Raw genomic sequence first — 22,248 nt, 5'->3', positions numbered from 1 at the left:
CGAAAACGGTCGTTTAAGGAACTTTCTTAACGTACGAAATACGCGATTATTCTAACTTCGATGTAATATTGATTTAAATAAAGTTTGATCATTTATAATGTCTTGTTAAATTAGCACCCTATAAGTGAACAACAAATTATTCAAATGGAAAATAATAGCCTACATAGTTAAATGCATTTGTGAACCCTATATTTTCTGCAACTGCGATAGAAGGCTTGTTCAATTCCATACAATCCCAATATGGAATTATGTCATTCCCCAAACAATCTTTTACAAAACTATGAGTTGTCTTTTGAGCTAAATTTCCCCCTCGATGATTTTCTAATGTTTCAATATCTATACAGTGTATATTTTTAACGACAAAGCCTAAAAAACAAACACTTACAATTGTATTGTCGTAAACAATACAATAACCAATTCCCTCATTAAAAAAACTATCAGGTGAAGACCAAAACTCTAAAATTTTAGATTGTAAAAATTCAATGTTCTTAAATGAATTTTTATTATTTTCATAGAGAGTTTTACTGATCTTTAGAACAGTATATCCTTGTTCAATTTTAGGTTCATGCTTATCTTTATAGTCCCCTTTTTTTAGCGTATATACTCTTTGATTCCAGCTACTTAATTTACGATGTTTAAACATTCTTTCAATTGTCTTATTCCATTTTTGATGATTACCAATTCCTTCAAAACAATTTAGCCCGACCTTCTTTGCTTCAGGTTCTATTACTTTATCAATAAAATCATTAATTTCGTTATTAAATTCTTCATTCTCTTCATTTCCAATAAATAAAAATCCATCATTATTACCTAACCAAATAAGTCCAGAATTAGGAGAAAAAATATTATCTACAAATATACGACCAGGATTAACTCCTTCAATTACAGCTTTTACTTCTAATTGTCCTTTTTCATTTACTAAACCTTTACACTTATAAAAATCACTCTTATTTAATTCAGAAATCATACGTTATACCGCCTTCCTTAAACATTTCTATTCTAACTTTATCACATTTAACAGAATATTCTTTATTAAATTCAGAAGTAGAGAAGGGTAATTACTCTCATAAATAACTGTAGAGAGAGAAAATTTTTGTTTTGGGGATACTTTAAAATCTTAGCTTGATGAATGTGGGGTTCCACCCACATTCCTTTTTATCCTACTACTTCATAAGTAGAGTATGAACAATTTTGTAAAGATTTATCTGTAGCAAATAAATGTGCGTATTTTTCGATAATCTCGACAAATTCTTTTTTACTAATGGTGTGAGATTCTGCGAATCCTATCCCTACATCTTTTGTATAACTAACAATTTCGTAATTGTCGCCAATAGAATCATGAGGATAGAAATTAAATGTATTTAATATTTTGAAGTCTTTGATGCAAAAGCTCCGAGTGTAAAAATCAATAAAATAATAACAACCACAAACTTAATAACTGCGAATGAGATTGTAATTGTAAACATCAATATCTTTAAAATTGCCCTAATAATAAACCTTAAAATATCCATAGATAGTCGCCCCCTTATAGCTCCATATCATGACTTTTTTGTTTTGTTTTTTTCTTTTTAGTTTCAATTTTTTTTAAGTTGTTCCTGATCTGGATAATTCATTTTATTTTTTAATACATCGGTTCCAGGCTAACAGTATTTGGATTGTTCATTCACGTTTTACGATAACATCGGCTAATGAAATAAGTTGTTCCCGTGTTATCTTCCCTCCTAACTTTGCTTTAATAACTCTTTCCATTTCTTTTGTAACGGTCATTCCTTCAATTTCTAAAGTTGCCTTAGCTGCCTCAAAAGCCTCATTTAGCTCTTTTTCGTTTTTAAATTTCATAATTAGGTAAACCCCTTTCAAATAGATTTTATTATAATTTGATATTTCTGAAAATTGATTTTACATTTAGATATTTTGAGAAAATAGCTACACATTAGTTTTGATGTTCTTTTTTATTGTGGTTACAACATGATTCATGAGTAAACCAAAACCTAATATACTAGACAATGAAATAAGTATACTAATTAACTCCATATCGGACATTTTTCATCCCCCTGTTCAAACTTTCCTTTAATTCTTGCCCTTCTTCTGTCATAAAACGTATATCATCCAGAATTCCATTTACCTCGGGATAATCTAATCCCCAGCCATTTGTTTGCTTTTCGACAAACTCTTGCTCCAATGCTTCTACGGATGTAAATTCTTTTCCAAAGCTAGAATAAGGATAAATTTTCTGATTACGTTGGAAAAATTCTTTACGGATTTGATAGTCTTTTTCATTACGTACATAGGTTTTCTCTATAATGTCGGAAGGGTTTTGCTCAATTTCAAAGTAATTCCAATCTACTTCAAATTTATACTTTCCGTCAACGACATCAAAGCCTAACGTATCTTCTTTTGTAAAATTCGTGTGAAACGGTTGGGTAAAATCGCCAACGCACCCGTCGTGAATTTCCTTTGCTGACACAATATGTACCCATTCGTTCCATTCAGGTTCAATGCATTGTAAATTTATAGAGCAAATGGGTAAAAAGTGTTTTTTATGCTGTTCCAAATTATCATAAAATACTTCTTCATATGCAGGAAACGGTTTAATAAATTGTTTGGAAATGTTCATCTTTTCCCCCATCTTTATACAAGGTTTTTGTTTAATTTTATCATTTTATCTGAAACGCAAACAAAAAATAACCCTAAAATTCACTTTTATTGTATATTTTGAAGTTAATTTACGTCTAATCACCTCAAGCATTGTATTACTTCTATTTCTAAAACAAAACAGACTGTAGGCAAACTCGATTTTCATCAAGTTTGTCTACAGTCTGTTTATGCTTACTTGATTTCAACCTTGTAGTCTCCATCAATTAGCAAGTACCATTTACCTGCACCATATTTTTCTTTACTTACTTCAAACGCTTTAGTACCTGTTACTTGGATATCTGGGTTTAGGTCACTTAAAACTTTTGAGTTATCGATATTTGTTTCAGTTGCGTAACTTGCACTTGCTTCAACATCAGCATCATATTTAGTTCCCTTCTCATCTACTAATTGAATAGTTGGCAATGAGAAAGAATTTACTGGTTTATCAGAAGTGTTTTTCATATTGTATTGAACTGCTACAATAGTACCACCATTACTAGCATCTTTTTTAACAATTCCAGGTCCAACAGATGCTTTTTCTTCTACTTTTGTAACTGTTACATCAACCTTTTTAGCTTTTACAACTTCATTGACCTTATAAGTTTTGGCTTTTTCTGTTTTAGTTTCTTCAGAATCTCCTCCACCGGCAACAGCTACTACGATACCGATCACTACAAGGGCAATAATACCTAAACACCCAAATTTAAAAAACTTCTTCATTTTATTGAATTCATTAACTGGAAGAAGTATTCAGGTTTATGAGTCTTATTTAGGTTATACCATGCATGTAATGTGTCTGGTGCAAATACATCTAATTTTTTCAGTACTTCCATCGTAAATTCCAGAGGTGCTACTCCTGATGCAGTAACCAAATCCTCACCAGATACCGCAGGTTCCATCTCATAAAATTTTTCTCCTTTATAATTAGGACAGACCATTTTAATATACTCTAAGTCATTGCTTGTGTGCTTTCTAGAATCTAAGTATCCCATATTCGCGAGGGCCTCAGTTGCGCCACAAATTGCAGCAACAATAGTGCCAAGCTTTAAAGCTTCGCTAATTTTTTTCAAGATAGGTTGATGAATATCTTCTCTCCAAGTATTCCCTCCAGGTAAAACTAAAAGATCTTTACTCTCAAGAGTACATTCATCAAGGGAAATATCTGGTTTTATGCTCAGTCCTCCCATCGTAGTAATAATTTCTTTATTAGCTCCTACTGTAACTACTTTTAAAGGTGCTACATCTTTTTTGAAATATCTTCCTGAGTTTAATTCAGCAATTAAATATCCATATTCCCAGTCTGACATTGTATTAAATACATAAAGATAAACTTTTTTTGTTTGCATCCAATAACACTCCAATCACAATTGATATAACCTATTATAATATAACTTCCCTGACAGCTAACGTCAGGAAGACTGCGTTATTCCACAATCTGCTCCTTTAATGGAATAACATGACCGGCATTTTTAAACATTTTTATTGTAAATGTCAAAAATACCTGTCTTTTGGTCGAAAACAAGTATTTTTCTATATTTAAAGATTACTATTGAATGTACAAAGCACTACACTACATTTAATTTTATCCTCTAAAATGCAACAGCCTACTATCAACTTGGATAACAGTAGGCCATTAAAATTATTTGAAATTTGAATAATAGTGCAGCAACTTGTTATTTTGAAGAATAATAAAGTTCTATAATTTTAAAGGGTATTAATGAAAACTAGCCTCTGATTATTTATTCTATATATGCAAGCCACGCTTCATAAAATGCTTGAATAGTAGGATATCTTTTAGCTTTTTCTTTATGTAGAGCTTTTTGACATACATTATATAAGTCTTGTGTACTTTCCCATTTTTCATAGCCTTTATCACTTTTTCCACCTATAAAGGCAAAAGCAATTCCTGCTAATACATACACATTCGTTTCACTTGTAATTTGTGCATGTAGTTCGTATTCCTCAGGTGCTTTGAAGCGACTTGATCCCCAAAAATCCTCCCCGATTTTATTGAATACAGGTGCTTTTTGAAAGAAATCAATATCACAAATCGTAAGCTTTGATTGCTCAAAATTATATAAAATGCTACCGTCATAAAAATCAACCATGACGTATCCTAATGACTCGACATACGCTGCAAATTCAAAAATTTGTGTCAATATGCTGAGTCGTTTAGTCACACATAGTTGTCTTAGCTTCACAAACGGTGAATGTAGTGCATGGTACTTTTCATACGGTGTAAAATCCCAATGATTGTGCATGCATTCCCCATCAACCCAATGAAACCTTAAGCAAAATCCATTTTCCATTTGAATGGAATTAATATATGGGACTAGCAAAGGATGTTGAATTTGTTCATACACTTCTTTTGCCTTCATTAATCGTTGGATTGCATCCTCTACATTGCCCTTGTATTCTAAATTGCGTGCACCAGCATACTTCAAAAAGTAACGCTGCCCATTTTCAATAATACCAAAGTTAATATTACCTGAATCGTGCTGATCAAAAACAGTAAACACTTCTACATCCTTTAACCAATTAAAATTATGATACTCAGCTATTGTTATAGGGTATTGATTTTTTCCTATTGCGATATTTATCACGCGCTGCTCCTAACTTTGAGCGAACGTAGTTTATAGAGGCATGATACGCATACTCAAATTGTTTTTACCTCATATTTTATTTTCTTCTGTTTTTTCATCAAACATCACTCCTTTCAAATAACCGTCCTTATTCACACTCGAAAACTATCGAAATATTCTTTTTTTATTATACAGGATAACAAAAAAAAGATGGTGTAAAATTCCAAATCACACCATCTTTTTTAAACAACTATATTAAAATTTTCTATCTTAGTAACTGAAATAAATTATGTATTCCTGTGACCTAATTTTACATGTGTCTCGGTTAATCCCTACAGACAGATCAAATTGGTGGAGAATGAATGTATTACTATGAAGTTGTTCATCTAAATGAAAGGTTTACTTTTGATCCCTGCACTTTGTCTGGGGATTTTTTGTGCATTGTTCACGCAAATGATCTGCATATCAATTCATTGTTGATATACAGATCATTTGTATGATAATTCTTATAAATAATTGCTGAATGATAAACTTACATAAATGCTTTTAAAAGTTCTTGAACTAATGGAAGTACTCCACCTACAAATTTTAAAATTGCCATTGCGATTTCCATATTATGTCCTCCTTTTTTCTTGAGTAGTAAGATGTAATAAATCTTTATACCCCTATTATAGTAAGCACTTGCAAATTCATCAACACATTTTAATATGCAATAATTCATATTTGTATTTTTGGGTCTCGCTACACATCCATCAACTTAAAAATATTAACTACCTCCAAGTGTAAAAAAGCGTTATACTTTCTAATAATCCTTTAAAATCGATGCAGTGACCTCTTATAGAAAAAACTCCAGTTTATCAGCATTAGGCTTTTAAATACGAGACTATCAAATTCCAACCAAATGGGATGCGACATTTACAGCGTTATAAGGTGGAGTTACTAAAGAAAAACAAACTAGATGGAGTGCGATGAACGATGAAAAAAATTCTTGCTATATTTGTCCTATCTGTCAGTTTACTTGTAGGTGGTATCGTATTGATTGATATAAAAAAGACAGTTCCTCAATCGGATGTCTCCAAAAAAGAAAAGAAGTCTATGTTTAAGGAAACAAACGATCCTATTATGTTAGAAGACAACTTTCAATCTGGATTAGAAAAATGGAAAATAGCTATCAACGACTCGGAAAACCGTACCAATCTAGATACTGACACGATCTCGCAGCGTGTACATGTAGTAGATGGAAATACCCATTTTATAATCCCACTTAATTTATATAATCCTCCCCAAACATTAGATTATCGATTTCTTCCCTGTATTTTGCAATCCCTTCTATTGTCTCAATTGAATTTCTTACCATTTCAAGTGTAATCAATGCTTCATCTTCATACATTTTTATACTTGCTCCCATTGCAATTAATTCCTCAGCAGATTTCACTAAAGATTTCAATTGATCTGCATCATCATAATTGCATTCCATTACAGGTTTTTCTGTTTTCATATTTTGTTTTACCTCACTTATCGATTTAGATGTTTTCTTTCTAATCAAAGGAAGATACTTATTAGAATTCGAATCATTAAGCACCACTAAATTCACAGTAACCACAGCTATCATCCCTCCCCTAATTAAAATTCTATTATTCCATCACTTGTTACTTGAAAAGTAGACAAAAGACTTTGTTGCATAGATTGGATTTCTTCCTTCGTAATAAAGGTAGTCTCGATAGCACTTTCTATTACAATTTCTAAATGCTCTTCTTTGATGCCCTCTAATGTTTGTGGTAAATATTTTGTTTTTTCCCTTATATACGCTTTCCATGCCGTATAAGCAACTATATCAACTAATGAAGACCATAATCTCGCAATTCTTAAATCTTCTTCATCTTCAGCAAACTCAAATATACTTGTACAATCTGCATTATCTATCAACTCATACAAATCATCACCAGATACTCCTTTACTTTCAACCCAAATCCAACATTTATCTAAAGCATCTCTTCCTGCTAGATATCTCTCATCGTCTTTTTTTATAGTTTGAAAGATTTTTTCAGCAATAGTCAAAATAAATGCAACCTTTACATCATCCTCTAAAGGATAGATTAAATTACAGTCCATATGTCACCTCTGATGTAACAACTATTTATTCGTGGAAACTTTACACCTATTTCTTTTGCAGCTTCATATACATCTTTTGTAGAAACAGGTTCATCTACTGATCTCCATTTCACACAACTCATCTAATCCCCTCAAAACACAATATTTTGTACTCCATTTCCTACTACTTTTAACTCTTGAACAGCCAATTCTTTATATTCTCGACTCAATATAGTTTTTAATTTTGCCCTTAGTTCTTCTGTTTTCGAACGTATATTAACCATTTTATCCCCCGATTCGCAAGTTATTTACAATCGTAATAGCATCTATGGCTAATCTTCCATGTGTATTTCCCTTCACTTTAATACATTTGCTTTTTCATATTTCCAATCGTAGTAAAGCTAGCCAATATTAAGATAGAAAATAAAAGCAAAATATTATTTACTCCCATATGAGTTATTAAAATACCAGTTAATAGAGCCGATGATATCTTAACAAATGATGCTAGAATTGTTCTTAAGCCTATTACCCTGCCAATATATTCTGTTGTAGTATTCAACTGTATTAACGTTTGCACAATAATCAAGTGCGACATGGTAAATAACCCCATTATAAATATACAAATAACGGCCGTTGTTTTATAGTCATTCAAATATAATAAAAAAGAAGATGTTGCCATACCCACCATCGTAATAAAAATAACTTTATGTTTAAACCTTTTTAAAAAATAGATAGCAATAAAACCTGCTATAATTCCTCCTACTGAAAATGCTATCTCAAATATTGAGTAGAGTCCGCTACCTCCTTCAAACTGTTCTGCAAGAGGTAATAATAAAGTTGTTGTCATTTGTATACTAATGCTATTCAAAATGGATAAAAACAGTAAGTATTTCATTCCTTCTGTTTGATTAATAAAATGCCATCCCGATATTAATTCTGCAAGGTAGGATATTCTTGTATTCTTTATTTTTTTAGGGTTCATTCTTTTTAAAGAAGAAAAGAAAATAGCCGCAACTAAAAATGTTACAGAATTAATAAAGAAACTAGTAGCTAAAGAAAATTTGACTAGAAGTAACCCAGAAATACCAGTTCCCACTATTAATGCTGCTTCATTTAATGAAGATGCTTTTGATATGACAAATGGTATATCCTGATTACAGAATGCTTCCTTAATAAATGCAGAAGATGCGGGTTTGTAAACGGTATAGCAAACTGCTAATAAGAATTGCATAATGTAGAAAACAACTACTGATTCACATTTTATGAAAACAAGAATTGCCATGATTAAAACAAGTACAAATCGAATACTATCTGTTAGAACAACAATATTTTTAGAATCATGATGATCTACATAAACAGACACAAAAGGTGTTAAAATGACACTTGGTATATAATAAATAGCAATCATTAATCCGATGGAAGTTGATTGTCCTGTTAAATGAAAAATATACCATAACAAAGCAATTTGTTGAATTCCATCCCCAAATCCGGTAATGCTAATCCCTAATAAATATTTCAATTTATTACTCATAAAATTACCCCTTATATAATAGTTACTTTCATTTTAGGTGCATCACTTCAACAGAGTAAATTACAACTTAATTATCTATATTTATAATTTATTCTTATAAGGTAATGATTTAATATCTCAATCAAAATAAAAGGATATTACATATTATAAGTGGCTAATATGTAATATCCTTAATTTTTTATGACTTTTTACAATTTAGGTTTTGATAACAAATGGCAAGTATACCGGATAAATTCGTCGGTATAAGAAACATAATGGAAGAGAAGGTGAAAGTATCACGTCCTATCGTTACACCGAAAGCCCAGGCGTGGATTAAAAATCAACTGTTTACTTCGTTACTAACTGATGAAGAAGGGACAGCATAACATCACTATCAAGCTAACAAAACAAAATTCCCCCTCAAATGAAAATCCATGACTATTCTCTCCTAAACTTCGCATACTAAACCAGATAAAGCCTCCATCATTAAGGGATTCATGACCCCAATTTTAAAACGTTAACTAGGTGAGTAGTGTATGAAGAAATGGTATTGTAAAATTTTAATTTTGCTCCTTGCTTTTCTTTGTTTTGCAACAAATATTGTTTGTGCGAAAACCAACGAATACAAAATCTACATTAATTTATGGACTAGCAAATTGTATTTCATTCAAAACAATAAAGTAATTGAGGAATATCCTATTTCTCCTGGAAAAGACCAGTCCCCTACTCCAATTGGTAAATTTCATATTACAAATAAATCAAAGGGATGGGGAAGTGGATTTGGATCATGTTGGCTTGGATTAGATGTCCCATGGGGAAAATATGGCATACATGGGACCAATAAAGCTTGGTTAATTGGCGAAAGGGTTAGTAGTGGATGTATTCGTATGCACAATAGAGATGTTGAAAAACTATTTGATAAAATCCCAGTTGGTACTGAAGTTTATGTTGATGGGCCCATCACTGGTATAGGAAAACATGAATTTAAAACTTTATCTAGTAATTCACGAGGGAATTTAGTGCAAATTGTTCAATGCAGATTAAAAACAGCAGGATATTATAAAGGAAAATGTCACGGAATTTATGACATATATACGGAGTTAGCAGTGAAACAATTTCAGAAGGAACAGAACCTTAAAATAACAGGTTTAATAACTCATAAAGAGTACATTTTTCTTGGGTTATTAGAATAGTTTATGTGATATCGCCAACAACACGATATAAAACCAATTTCAATACATTTTTGGGAAGATAACTACCTACTGTATATAGAGTTTATCCTCTTTTAGGTTTCTGCATATTAATAAAAGTCCTGTTATTTATTCTAAGTAGACATTTTTCCAGCAGTCTTCTGCAAACTATAAGTCTTTTTTCTTAAGACTGACAATATTGCTTAATTTGGCTAATACATAAATTTCGTAGCCTTGTATGGGAATAAGTATGATAACTTTTATACCAGTCTACTGTATGTTTTAAAGTCTGTTGGAGAGACCATTTTGGTTCCCAATTTAATTTAAATTTCGCTTTACTTATATCAAGATTTAAGAATGTTGCTTCATGAAATTCGTCTTGCTTTTCATTTGATAACACCCAATCTCCATATCCCCAAATTTTTATAATACCGGTAACAAGTTGTTTTACTGAAACCATATTATTTAGGGGTGGACCAAAGTTCCAAGCACCGGAAAAACGAACACCCTCCGTTAAAATTTTTTCAGTTAAAAGTAAGTATCCACTTAAAGGTTCTAAAACATGTTGCCAAGGTCTTATTGCATTAGGGTTTCTTATAACGATTTCACGATTTGATTCCAATGCTCGTATACAATCCGGTATAATCCTGTCTACAGACCAATCTCCCCCACCAATTACATTTCCGGCTCGAACACTTACAATTATTTTTTTATGCTGGTCATAATTTTTTTCTGGAAAGTATGAGTTACGATAAGATGAAATTAAAAGCTCGCAGCATCCCTTACTAGAGCTATATAGATCATATCCCCCCATTGGATCATTTTCACGATATCCCCAAACCCATTCACTATTTTCATAACACTTGTCACTCGTCACTATAATTCCTACCTTAGTTGATTCGTGTAAACGAATTGCTTCCAATATATTCATTGTTCCCATAACATTTATATCATACGTTTCTTTAGGAAAATCATAAGAATATTTCACAAGTGGCTGTGCGGCTAAATGAAATACAATTTCAGGCTTATGTTCTTCAAAGACCTTATTTAATTTATTAAAGTCTCTAATATCCCCACGAATATCAATTATGTCGTTTTGAAGATTTGTTACTATAAAATTATCTTTTTTATTTTTAGGATCTAAAGAATATCCAATTACAGTCGCACCTAACTCTTTTAACCAAATGGACAGCCAAGAACCTTTAAAACCTGTGTGTCCCGTAATTAATACTTTCTTTCCACGAAATACATTATTAAAGCCATCCCTTAACAATTCATTCACACCCTACCAATATATTTTCATGCATTCAGATATAAATGTGCATTATGCTTATACCAATTAACAGTCTTAATAATACCCTCTTCAATACTTATTCTTGGCTCCCAGGAAAGCATGGTTTTAATTTTGTTAATGTTTGGTTCAGGAATCCATCGTTCATTAGTTCTATAGGGTAATGCACCATAATTAGGGCTTTTATTTGTCTGTAAGTGTTTAAAGAGTAATTCTACATAATGTTTTAAAGGATGGATTTCACCACTTCCAATATTAAAAATTTCATTTTGTATAGAATTATGTTCAATTGCTAATATACATGCATCTATAATATTATCTATATAACAGTAATCTCTTAGTTGGTTACATAAAGTTAAGTCTACATTTTTACCCTGCAATACTTGTAAAATAATATAACTAAAAATTTTATGTGATTCTTCACCTTCTCCGAATATTCCAAAGGGCCTTAAAGTTATAAGATTTATATTTTGATCAGTAGCAATTTGATGAGCAAGTATGGTAGCTGCGGCTTTGCTACTTCCATAAATGTCTACTGGTGTGAGTACCATGTCTTCCTGAATAGGTTCTGTCTTATTCCCATATTCAGAACTGCTTCCAATATTAATAATTTTACGACACTCTATAAATTTTGTTGCTTGAATAATATTAATTGTACCTAAAACATTCGTTTCAATAGCACTCATGTAATCTGTATTGGCTGAATTTACTCCATAAGCAGCAAGATGAAAAATATAATCTGGGTGAATCTGTTTTATCATATCTTGAACTTGCATTTTATCTCGTATATCTATCTCATAAACTTTGATATTTCTTAGTACATCTTTAAGACGCCAAGAACTCGATGATTTTCTTGCGAAAACAACAACGTTTGCTTGTAAGTTTAACAACCTTCTTACTAAATGAGAGCCAATAAATCCAAATCCACCAGTTATAAGAAAAGTTTTATTTTTAAAATCATTAATCATATACATTGAATCTCAACCTCTCCTTTCAAGTAATTTTCAATTAAAGGAGATAAATAGTTACATTTATTAGTTTATATATACTTCAAGGGATAATGTCACTTACATGAAAAGTGGAAATGGATTTCATCTGAGCTGCAAAGAGGAGTATTGTAAATAATTTTTTATTGAAGATTCATCTACCGGTCTAGTAAATAAAGGCGTAAGAGAGTCTCCAAAAGCATTATAAAGTAAAAGACATGTTTTTCTTATCTTTTCAATATAAGGAATATATATATACTTTAAAATGGATTGATCCATTTCTATACTTTCTTGTTTCCATAAATCAAATTTATTTGTATTAATAATTTGCATACTTCCAAAATGGAAAGCAATTAATTCATCTTGATCTATAAAAATCTTATCTTCTACTTTTGTTATAGAAGGGCTGTTGTTTAAAATTACATTCCAAGGTGCTGCGTCAATACCCTTATGAGTCATAACTTTGATATTAGAAAATATATTAGGGATGTAATCTAAATATTTTTGATCTCCCCATCTATTCATCTCAATATCATATACATTTTTACAATATTCTAGGCACTTATCTTTCCACCATCTTAAAATATCTTTACTGTTTGAATCATTTTTAAATCCAATTAGCCCTGCCTGATATATGCCATGTACATTTTCAAGCTCCGTGGTGCCTCTCTGTGGACAAAGAAATACGGAATACTTCCACCATTCATCTAGAATTATATTAGGTTTTGTAAAGAAGTACATATCTGCATCACAATATACAATATGATCAACTTCAGAATAATAATTAAGAATATGGAGGCAAAGAGGAGCTTTTAATGTCCAACAATACTCCTGCAAACTTCTTTCATTTTTCATGCTTAAAAGTTCTTGATTTTCAATGTCTTTCACATGAATTAGTATTGCATGTTTCAATTTTAAGTTTGTTAGCATTCGATAAGTTACATCATCCATACAGCAGATCCATATTGTAAAATTTTCGCTATGACTTTCCAATGAATAATAGCAAGTTAGTCCTTGAATTAAACGTTCTCGACTTATAATCATTGCATAATTCATAGAATAATTTGATTGGTTCATTTTTCTTCTTAATTGTGAATCTTTATATAAAGTTTGCGCTTTATTTATATCTTTAGCACTTAATAGTTGCTTTATATTTCCACCGAATTTTTCTTTTAATCCTTTGAGTATAAACTGAATTAATTCTAAATAAGGGGTATAAATATGATTTAATATATTATTTGGTATCGAAATTTCACCTAACGACCATAAATCGAAATCCTTCTCACTGAAAATAGTTATGCAGGCAAAATGATATACAATCAGTTTATCTGTTTCAATATATACATCACCTTGATTTTTATAAATTTTATAATCATTATTATAAATACAATTCCAAGGTGCGGCATTTATACCTAAATTCTGTGATATTTTTACTTTTGGAAAATAAATAGGAATGAAATCTAAATATTTTTGATCACCAAACCTTCCATTATCAGGTTCAGCACTACACCAATTTAAGCATTTTTCCTTCCACCATCTCACACCTTTTAATCCGTACAAATCATTTTTAAATCCAATTAGTCCTGCCTGATACTTCCCATATTTTTCTTCTACCCAATCACGATCTCTCTGTGGACAAAGAAAGATAGAATTCTCCCCCCACTCTTCAAATATAGTGTTAGGATCAGAGAAGAAACATAAATCACCATCACAATAAAGAACAGATGGTAAATCATAATTTACCAATAAATATTCAATTAATATGGACTTTAACGTCCAACAATACTCGTTAACTTTCCTTTTTTTCTTTATTTCTTTTAGATTTTCATCTTCTACATCATCTACTGGTAAAAGGTTTACATTAATCAAATTCATTCCTTTTAATATCGAATACGCAACTGAATCTATGCAGCAAATCCACAGTGTGAATTTTTGGGCACTCTTTAATAAAGACTTTTGTAATGCAATTATTTTGACTACATATTCTGTCCCTACTATGGTACAAAAGTGGTTTCTAGATTCAGCAGTCTGTTTATTATAGAAAAGAGGATTCATTTTCTTAATAGTAGTTTTTTGAGGTGAATTTATATCTGGGGGTATCTGAACATCTTCTTCTACTTTAGTTGAAATATATAGGCGGGGTAAATTTTTCTTTTCATCATTAAAGTTCAATGTTTATTCATTCCTCTCAACTATTTTTTGTTTGGATTCCAAGTTTCATTTGCATCTTTTAGGTCTTTTGGGGTATCTACACTAATCCAAAAATCATTGTACTCATAAACTGCAAGTTCATGATTCTGTATTAAATTACGTAGTGGTTCTTCTTCAAGAATGCAATCATTCTCGGAATTCAAATAATCAAATATCCCCCTGTTAAATACAAAAAAGCCTCCATTTATTAACGCATCAAGCAAGGGCTTTTCCTTAAAATCTACAGCTATCCCATTTTCGACCTGTAATAGACCATATTGACTATTCTTTTTAATACCTGTTAATGTTGCGATTTTTCCTTTTTCTTTATGGAATTTTATAAGGTCATTAATATCTATATTTGCTAAACCGTCACTATAAGTTAGTAAAAATGTTTCATCTTGTATATACTTTTCGATTTTTTTCAATCTTGCTCCGGTCAACGTCTCAATTCCTGTATCTATAAACTTTATATTCCACTCTTCTGGTTCCTGAAGTAATTGATACTGATTATTTTTAAAATCTAAACTAAAATCATGTTCTCTCCAGTTATAATTCATAAAATATTCTTTAATTTGATCACCTTTATATCCTAATGGGAGAATAAATTCATAATGCCCATATTTCCTATACCAGTTCATTATATGCAAAATAAGAGGTTTTCCCTGAACACGAACTAAAGGTTTGGGTATATTTTCCAAAACCCCTTGCATCCTGAGTCCTTTTCCACCACATAAAATTATGACTTTCACAGTCTACTCTCCTATCCCTTAGTATATTCAACTAATGTAGTTTATGTAGTTATTATGTAATTGGTATACACGCATGTACCATAAAGTCAGTTATAAGAGAGTAATGTGAAATTTAAATCGTTATTATTGCTTCATAGGCATATATTATAAATCAATTATCTATCGCCTCTCCAAAACACTCTCGAATTTTTACAGTACAAAGTCTTCCATAGTTTCGAAAACTTCTTCAACCTCAATCCAAATGTATCGTAATGTTTGTTGTTGGGTCATATGGCCAAATAGCTTCATCAACTAATAAATATCCTTGTTATGCTGATAGTGGTCACTATACAGACCCCCACAGATGCTCCTTTTCCCCCTACTTGCATTGTTTTGAAATTTTCGCACCATAACCAGGTGAAAGGAACTCGTACGGGTGTCTTTTTAAAATTCAAGATTTATAGAATATTATTCGAACATTTTGTGAAAAACAACAAAAAAACACCACAAACTATTAGGAGTAGGTATTAATTTCCTGGTTTCCATTCAAAACGCTATGTTACACTAAGGGAGCTTTAACGGTCCATTCTAAAAACAGTAATGAAATGGGGTATTTAATTGAACTTTCCACAGTTAAAAATCGGTCATATGATGCCAAAGGTTCCAATTATGCAGGGAGGCATGGGCGTAGGTATTTCATTAAGCAAACTTGCATCTGCTGTTGCAAATGCTGGAGGAATTGGAATTATATCAGGAACTGGAATTTCCATCGACGAAATGAGACTACATATAAGGGCGGCGAAAGAAAAGGTACAGAATGCCGGCTATATTGGAGTAAACGTTCTTTTTGCGATGAATGATTTTGCTGAAAAAATGAAAGCGGCCATTGAAGAAAAAGTTGATTTCATCATATCAGGTGCTGGGATTTCAAGAGATATGTATACTTGGGGCAAAAAGGCCGGCATACCAGTTATTTCAATTGTTTCTTCAGCGAAGCTTGCTAAATTATCTGAACGCCTGGGTGCAGCTGCAGTTGTTGTAGAAGGTCATGAAGCCGGGGGACACCTCGGAACCGAAAGACCTTTATTCGATATATTACCTGAAGTAGTTGCAGCGGTTAAAATTCCCGTAATTGCTGCTGGAGGAATTATGACCGGAAAAGATCTTGCTCGTGCCTTAAGTATGGGGGCCTCTGGAGTACAGATGGGGACGAGATTTGTTGCAAGTGATGAGTGTGACGCACCCTTATCATTTAAAGAAAAATATGTAAATGCTCGAACGAAAGATACTATGCTGCTCAAAACAACTGTAGGTCTCCAAGGTCGTGCAATTAAGAATAACTTCACTGAACTGATAGCTGATGATAAAAAGATAAAAATAAAGAAGTGCATGAATTGCCTAAAAAATTGTTCTTATCGTTTTTGTACGCTAGATTCTTTGATAACATCAATGAATGGTGATTGTGAGAATGGTCTTGTTTTTGCTGGCGCAAGAGTGCATGAAATCAAGGAAATTCTACCAGTCAAAACAATCATCAACAATATCATGACAGAATATAAAGCCTGTATTTAAGCAAGAATTAATGTCGATCCTCTTATATTCATCTGAAGAAGATATGGATACTGAATGATTCTATGTTGAGGTTCCACCTTATACCCATCAACCTAAGATTTTGAAGTATCCCTAAAACGAAAATTTCATCCTTTCATCGTTGTCCATAGGAATTTAGTTCGTTTTTTCGTTTTGGGGAAGAATGTATTTCTTAACTTGATAGCGATGTGGCGGAACCTCATCTCTGAATCATAATTTTTATGTAAGTGAAAACTGAAGCAGCAATTTTATAATAAATGAAATTTACCCTTTATGTTTTGTTAGACCCTCTGATAAATATTCGATCATATTCACCTCTTCGATAAAGACTTTGTAAAAATGGATTTTGTTCTATGGTTTTAAAAGATGTTTCAAAGAAACGAATTAAAAGTTCTTTTGGTGGTAGAAACTCACACATAATTTCTAAAATGATTTAATTTTTTACTTCTTCCTCTTTTCACAACACTGCGTAAAATTTGTTTCTCCCAGAGCTGATTAGGGATAATCAGCTCTTTTTATTTTGTTTTGATGATATGAGAACGCGGTGGAGTGGGTGTATATGTATGCTCCCGATCATGATGACAGGCACAGTAGCTTGTCATATATGTATAATTTCATTAAATCTAAATATAGAATTTTATTAATTTTTATGTTAAACTGATTACATTCCAAGAAGTCATTCATTATAGTTTGTCTTTTTGCAACACCTTGTTAGTTGCTCTAGAGCCCGTCCAGCTCTAGAGCTTTTTATTTGGACACATTTACCAGGTCCTTTACCAATAAATTCATGATATTATTACGATGTCGATTCGACAATTCGACAATACCCTTACTTTAGAGCCCTGAACCCCGACTCCCTCAGGGCTCTTTTTGTCCTTAAATGATAAGCACATCAGCCTATCATATGTTCATATTTTCGTAACATCTGTATATAAAATTTTTACGAGTTATATGTTAAACTTTTTATATCTAAGGAAGTCATTCCCTACCATTTGTCTTTATTATTACCCTGTTATTAGCTCTAGAGTCCCCCTCTAGGGCTTTTTATTTGCTCTATTTTTCTAGAGTTATAAACTCAAAGTGATGAAGGCAACTGTTTCTGCACTGTTATGTATGCCCCTATCCCTGCCATACTTATGAAATACGTCCACATGAGCTAACTTCCCTGATTTTACTTCATCAAGAGCAGTAATATAATCCAATTCTCTTCCACTACTTGTTTTAAAAGCAATGATATCATCCTCATCATTTTTACGAACTGCAACAATTTGTTCTACTCCTGAATCGACTTCCTCAACTACTTTCAATTGAGCTTGGTCTTCCCCATGCTGTAAGTATTCATTATAAATTTTTTGAAAGTCCTTTTTATCCATAAAACCCACCTCCAAAATATTTTATTAGTATGTTCGGAAGCTATTAGTTTTATGTACCATGATCCTTAACAAAATGTATTGTCTTTACAGTTTTTCATACTTCCATTTCATAAATGCGAACCTAATCCAGCTTTTCAGCTCTTATTCAACATAGTTGCTCAATACATAAAGATCGAGCACAATTCTTGCGACAGAATTGCGCCCTATTGTTGAAGATCATTGACTAAATCTTATTCGAGATAAGCACCCTCTAGGTTGGTACAAACGATGGGTTCGATTAACTATCTTCCTCTAAATGATGGTTGAGTCTTTTCTAAAAATGATTTAGTTCCTTCCCTGAAGTCCTCTGTGGACGCTATCAAACCGAAATAATCTGCACCGAGAAGCGCGGACTCTTCTAAAGTTAGATTACACCCCCGATGAATTGCCTCCCAAGTCATTTTTACTGCGATAGGAGCCTGAGACAGAATTTCTAGGATAAGAGTTTCTGCTTCTGATAGTAACTTATCAGGTTCAACAATTCTATTAACCAGTCCTATTCTATAAGCTTCATCTGCGCTTATCGCGTTTCCAGTGAGCAACAGTTCTGCAGCACGTCCTTTACCAATAAGTCTGGGGAGTCTTGTAGTTCCCCCAAAACCGGCAACAGCTCCAATACGGACTTCAGGATGTCCTAATCTAGCATGATTAGCAACAACACGGAGCGCACAGGATTCAGCTAATTCTAGCCCGCCTCCTAGTGCGAAGCCGTTAATAGCAGCAACAACCACTTTTCCCAATGACTCGACTTTATTAGTAACCGTAACAGCCAGCTGAGCTAAATCTCTTACTTCCAGAGGAGTGACTTTATTGAGAAACTGAATGTCCGCTCCTGCGGAAAATGCCTTTTTCCCGGCACCAGTAATTATCACTGCCTTTACACTTGAATCAGTTTTAACCCTGTCCAAAATGGATGAAAGTTGTTCAAGTACATCTTTGTTTAATGCATTTAGTGCTTCTGGTCTGTTTAGAGTAATTCTTGCGATTCCATTTTCTTCAGTGTAGAGAACGACATCTTTATTTAACATCTTATTCCCTCCTATAGTTCAGTGTACCAACAAAAGCCTACCAATCTTGTTCCCGCTAATTACTCACTCATAAGCATATATATTGAGAATATAACAACTAATACAAAAACAATGTTTTTTATTCATCCATAGATTACAAATAAAAGAGTTCTTTTCTGGAGAACCACCATTATTCGTTTTTATGAAATTCTTATAATCTCTTTTTTGTTCATGTCCTCTATTCAGCCTTAATTTTCGGATATCTCCTTCTTGAATTAAACTGACCGTTAATACAAGAAGAAAAACTGAAATCCCTTCTTACAGTCAGTCCTATAGATGCAAAATATGTGGAGGCGTTGTTGCTAACGATATTTGTACAGAGTGTATGTTTGATTGGAATTGATACTTTTAATTACTCAACCCATAGTTAAAAGCACAAGACAAATAGAGATAATCGCTACGAAGCACTACCTCACCTTTTTAAGTTCGAGATGAGGTAGACCTAGATGTTTCACTTGGTGAAGTGTATAACCTTTATGCCCCAGTAGTTACAAATATTAAATCAATAATTACTTAATTCACTTTCAGGCGCTTGGATAATAACAGGGTTTTTGTCTGGGTCAATCCAACGTAAAATGTCGATAACATCTTGTTTAGATGCGCCAGTGCATCCGGCAGTCCAAGTATTCGATACGTGGAAGAAGATTGCACTTCCGTTCCCCGGTGTTCGTTCAGTATTATAATTAATTACAAATCCATAATCATATGCGGATACGTTCATATTTTCAGCGGAGTTCCAACGACCATAAGCAGGTTTTTTCTGTAATGTATTATAGAGTTCAGAGTTTGAATCGTCTACCCAAACGTCATTAGACTGAATATCATGCCAGGGTAATTTCGTTCCAGGGTTTCCTTGACGACCAAATGCCATACCAATACCATATTTTCCACGTGGTGATTGTGTTACCGTTTCGCTCATTTGATTAGCAAAACCGTCTCTACCAATTTTACCATTGATGTTTTTAATCTCTTTCCATTTACCATAATTTTTGTCAAATGTTCTAATTTGAGCATTATTAGTACCGTATCCGTTTGTTGTCACAAGAATCACTTGTTGGTTGTTTTGAATAGTTTTAAAATTATCAACTACGGTTCTAGGCTCTTGTGTATTCATCCATTGGAATCCTCCCTGTGTACGAATACGTAGCCAAGTCCCTCTTTCCTCTACAACCGTTACAGTTTGAGGAGAATACCCTCCTAATACATTAGCTGAAAATGATGCATCATCATACGTTGTAAAATCTCTATCAATATCTACTCTTTTCTCGTTTAACAATACCCATTTATATCCTAATCCTGTAGGGATTCTAATCCAACCACCTTCTCTTTCTTCAATTACTGTTACTGGTTGTGGTTCATACTCATACGCAATTCCTGATGATAACGATGGTTCGTTATATGTGATAAAACTTCTATTTATATCTATTTTCTTTTCATTTAAACAAACCCATTTAAGACCCAAACCTGTACTAATTCTAATCCAACCACCTTCTCTTTCTTCAATTACTGTCACTGGCTGTGGTTCGTATCCGTATGCAATTCCCGATGATAACGATGGTGCATTATACGTAAAGAAGTTTTTATCTATGTCAATTTTCTTTTCATTTAAGCAAACCCATTTAAAGCCTAATCCTGTTTGAATTTTAATCCAGCCGTCTTCTCTTTCTTCAAATACTGTCACTGGTTGTGGTTCATATTCATACGCAATTCCTGATGATAACGATGACTCATTATATGTAAAGAAATTTTTAGGCATTTCTATTTGTTTTAACTGCACTTCTTTGTCTTTAGACATATCTGTTCGAGCAATTAAGCTTGATGCCTCTACACGAGTTACAGTTTGGTCAGGTTTCCAACTATTATCACCATAACCTTTTGATATACCTAAGCCTACCAAGATATTTACTTGTTTTTCTCCCCAGTGTCCTTTTAAATCACCAAATACAGTAGGTACATTCCCATGTATTTTCCCTTCTAACTTATACGCATGTACAAGCATTGATGCCATAGATGCTCTAGTTAGTTTTCCAGAAGGATTAAACTTTCCACTCCCGTCTCCCTTAATAACTCCGGCTTTTTCTGCGGCTGCAATATATGGAGTCGCCCAATGATTTTGAGAGTCTGTAAAAGAAGGTTTTGCTGATGGCTCAATATTTAGATTTAGTATTTTAGCCATCATAGTTACAGCTGAACCTCTATCTATTTCTAAATTTGGTGAAAATGTTCCATCCGGCATTCCCGTAAGTACATTTTTATTTACTAGATAGTTAACAGACTCCTTTGCCCATTCTGGAACATCGTTAAAATTAGGAGTATATTTAGTTTCGTTTTGTGCAATTTTTTCTTGAGTTTGGTTTTCGAGTTCAGCAAATGAACTAGTAGGTAGTACTAATGAAGTTAATGCTACGATTCCTGCGATAGTTATTTTAGTGCTTTTCATAATCTTTATATTCCCCTTATATTTTCATTTTATTGAAAAATATGTAATTTAGATGGCTTTTGAGCTGAAGAGTCCTTAAACGAGTTAGTATTGTTATATTTCAATTGTATCTAGTTTTTGTTTTTCAAGTTCTGCGAATGATGATGTAGGTAGTGTTAATGTGGTAAATGCTACAATACCAGCTACGGTAATTTTAGTATTGTTCATATATCTGTTCCGCCCCTTATTTATACTGTTTTGTTTTTATATATTAAATATATAATATTCAGCATGAAAACTTCACCTTTTTTCATCTTCTAATGAGTCGAGGTGACGACTGAACGATATGCTAAAAGATGTTCAACTATCTGGAATGTCGGAAAGCTGAGGGATATTATATAGTAAAAATAGAAAAAAGAATATAATTTAGCGAGCTATCGGTAATTTATGTCCTTCCTCTAACTGAATCTTAATTATTTTTTCACCGCAATTTTAGTTTATAAGATAGATACAGTCAAGAATAAAATATATATATTTGAATCAATTTCATAA

At 32.5% G+C, this 22,248-nt stretch carries 20 protein-coding genes and 2 pseudogenes; 3 read left to right on the top strand and 19 right to left on the bottom strand.

All coding sequences use genetic code 11. The features are described 5' to 3' along the window. Positions 1 to 136: 136 nt before the first annotated feature. The 12 genes and pseudogenes from COO03_RS25700 to COO03_RS25640 all read right to left on the bottom strand — a co-directional run bounded on the left by COO03_RS25700 (position 137) and on the right by COO03_RS25640 (position 8,841). Positions 137 to 967, bottom strand: coding sequence for a GNAT family N-acetyltransferase (locus COO03_RS25700; protein ID WP_097899782.1), 831 nt, complete (start codon positions 965 to 967; stop codon positions 137 to 139). A gap of 692 nt (positions 968 to 1,659) precedes the next feature. After that, the gene (locus COO03_RS25690) at positions 1,660 to 1,839 is read right to left on the bottom strand and encodes an antitoxin VbhA family protein (protein ID WP_097899781.1); all 180 of its coding nucleotides are present in this window, start codon (positions 1,837 to 1,839) and stop codon (positions 1,660 to 1,662) included. 226 nt (positions 1,840 to 2,065) lie between these two features. Beyond that, a pseudogene (locus tag COO03_RS25685) lies at positions 2,066 to 2,617 on the bottom strand (siderophore biosynthesis protein); the annotation flags it as partial. 212 nt (positions 2,618 to 2,829) lie between these two features. Beyond that, positions 2,830 to 3,357, bottom strand: coding sequence for a DUF4352 domain-containing protein (locus COO03_RS25680; protein ID WP_097899780.1), 528 nt, complete (start codon positions 3,355 to 3,357; stop codon positions 2,830 to 2,832). Beyond that, positions 3,354 to 3,983 (bottom strand): type 1 glutamine amidotransferase family protein, encoded by a 630-nt coding sequence (locus COO03_RS25675; protein ID WP_097899779.1) that lies wholly within the window; start codon positions 3,981 to 3,983, stop codon positions 3,354 to 3,356. The genes COO03_RS25680 and COO03_RS25675 overlap by 4 nt, the downstream gene beginning before the upstream one ends. A gap of 393 nt (positions 3,984 to 4,376) precedes the next feature. Then, a complete protein-coding gene (locus tag COO03_RS25670) occupies positions 4,377 to 5,240 on the bottom strand; it encodes a serine/threonine protein kinase (RefSeq protein ID WP_097899778.1) in 864 nt (287 codons plus the stop codon). Between the two features lie 511 nt (positions 5,241 to 5,751). Then, the gene (locus COO03_RS28070; RefSeq protein ID WP_097899777.1) at positions 5,752 to 5,940 is read right to left on the bottom strand and encodes a hypothetical protein; all 189 of its coding nucleotides are present in this window, start codon (positions 5,938 to 5,940) and stop codon (positions 5,752 to 5,754) included. Positions 5,941 to 6,483: 543 nt separating this feature from the next. Then, on the bottom strand, positions 6,484 to 6,831 hold the full coding sequence (locus COO03_RS25655; RefSeq protein WP_230322477.1) for a hypothetical protein: 348 nt from the start codon (positions 6,829 to 6,831) through the stop codon (positions 6,484 to 6,486). A gap of 11 nt (positions 6,832 to 6,842) precedes the next feature. Then, positions 6,843 to 7,331, bottom strand: coding sequence for an Imm6 family immunity protein (locus COO03_RS25650; RefSeq protein WP_097899775.1), 489 nt, complete (start codon positions 7,329 to 7,331; stop codon positions 6,843 to 6,845). Further along, positions 7,316 to 7,453 (bottom strand): hypothetical protein, encoded by a 138-nt coding sequence (locus COO03_RS27290; protein ID WP_154724621.1) that lies wholly within the window; start codon positions 7,451 to 7,453, stop codon positions 7,316 to 7,318. Before COO03_RS27290 ends, COO03_RS25650 begins: the two co-directional genes overlap by 16 nt. Before the next feature lie 12 nt (positions 7,454 to 7,465). Next, a pseudogene (locus COO03_RS25645) lies at positions 7,466 to 7,594 on the bottom strand (phosphotransferase family protein); the annotation flags it as partial. Between the two features lie 77 nt (positions 7,595 to 7,671). After that, positions 7,672 to 8,841 carry an MFS transporter gene (locus COO03_RS25640; RefSeq protein ID WP_097899774.1) on the bottom strand — a complete coding sequence of 390 codons (1,170 nt, stop codon included), beginning with the start codon at positions 8,839 to 8,841 and terminating at the stop codon, positions 7,672 to 7,674. A 212-nt stretch (positions 8,842 to 9,053) separates the two neighbouring features. Between COO03_RS25640 and COO03_RS27285 the strand changes: the two genes are divergently transcribed. Together COO03_RS27285 and COO03_RS25635 are read left to right on the top strand one after the other, a co-directional pair. Then, positions 9,054 to 9,206, top strand: a complete 153-nt coding sequence (locus tag COO03_RS27285; protein WP_154724622.1) for a hypothetical protein — start codon at positions 9,054 to 9,056, stop codon at positions 9,204 to 9,206. Positions 9,207 to 9,356: 150 nt separating this feature from the next. After that, positions 9,357 to 10,013 carry a L,D-transpeptidase family protein gene (locus tag COO03_RS25635; protein ID WP_097899773.1) on the top strand — a complete coding sequence of 219 codons (657 nt, stop codon included), beginning with the start codon at positions 9,357 to 9,359 and terminating at the stop codon, positions 10,011 to 10,013. Positions 10,014 to 10,194: 181 nt separating this feature from the next. On the opposite strand, the gene rfbG is transcribed toward COO03_RS25635, so the two are convergent. From rfbG to COO03_RS25615, 4 genes are all read right to left on the bottom strand, one after another. After that, positions 10,195 to 11,283: a CDP-glucose 4,6-dehydratase gene (gene rfbG / locus COO03_RS25630; protein ID WP_097899772.1), complete on the bottom strand. Its 1,089-nt coding sequence runs from the start codon at positions 11,281 to 11,283 to the stop codon at positions 10,195 to 10,197. A 26-nt stretch (positions 11,284 to 11,309) separates the two neighbouring features. Beyond that, a complete protein-coding gene (locus COO03_RS25625; protein ID WP_097899824.1) occupies positions 11,310 to 12,269 on the bottom strand; it encodes an NAD-dependent epimerase/dehydratase family protein in 960 nt (319 codons plus the stop codon). Positions 12,270 to 12,392: 123 nt separating this feature from the next. Next, entirely contained in the window at positions 12,393 to 14,459 is a 2,067-nt protein-coding gene (locus COO03_RS25620; RefSeq protein WP_097899771.1) for a glycosyl transferase, read from the bottom strand. A gap of 20 nt (positions 14,460 to 14,479) precedes the next feature. Next, positions 14,480 to 15,229 (bottom strand): sugar phosphate nucleotidyltransferase, encoded by a 750-nt coding sequence (locus COO03_RS25615; RefSeq protein ID WP_097899770.1) that lies wholly within the window; start codon positions 15,227 to 15,229, stop codon positions 14,480 to 14,482. Between the two features lie 597 nt (positions 15,230 to 15,826). Between COO03_RS25615 and COO03_RS25610 the strand changes: the two genes are divergently transcribed. Beyond that, positions 15,827 to 16,780 carry an NAD(P)H-dependent flavin oxidoreductase gene (locus COO03_RS25610; protein ID WP_097899769.1) on the top strand — a complete coding sequence of 318 codons (954 nt, stop codon included), beginning with the start codon at positions 15,827 to 15,829 and terminating at the stop codon, positions 16,778 to 16,780. 1,085 nt (positions 16,781 to 17,865) lie between these two features. Here the strand turns inward: COO03_RS25610 and COO03_RS25600 are convergent. The 3 genes from COO03_RS25600 to COO03_RS27950 form a co-directional block, all read right to left on the bottom strand. Then, positions 17,866 to 18,171: a DUF3892 domain-containing protein gene (locus tag COO03_RS25600; protein ID WP_141523124.1), complete on the bottom strand. Its 306-nt coding sequence runs from the start codon at positions 18,169 to 18,171 to the stop codon at positions 17,866 to 17,868. A gap of 281 nt (positions 18,172 to 18,452) precedes the next feature. Then, a complete protein-coding gene (locus tag COO03_RS25595; protein ID WP_097899767.1) occupies positions 18,453 to 19,238 on the bottom strand; it encodes an enoyl-CoA hydratase/isomerase family protein in 786 nt (261 codons plus the stop codon). A gap of 541 nt (positions 19,239 to 19,779) precedes the next feature. After that, entirely contained in the window at positions 19,780 to 21,717 is a 1,938-nt protein-coding gene (locus tag COO03_RS27950; protein WP_097899766.1) for an S-layer homology domain-containing protein, read from the bottom strand. Positions 21,718 to 22,248 lie beyond the last annotated feature (531 nt).

Source organism: Bacillus sp. AFS098217 (assembly GCF_002551815.1).
In the GTDB taxonomy this organism is placed as follows: domain Bacteria; phylum Bacillota; class Bacilli; order Bacillales; family Bacillaceae_G; genus Bacillus_A.
This window is presented reverse-complemented; position numbering and strand designations above follow the sequence as displayed.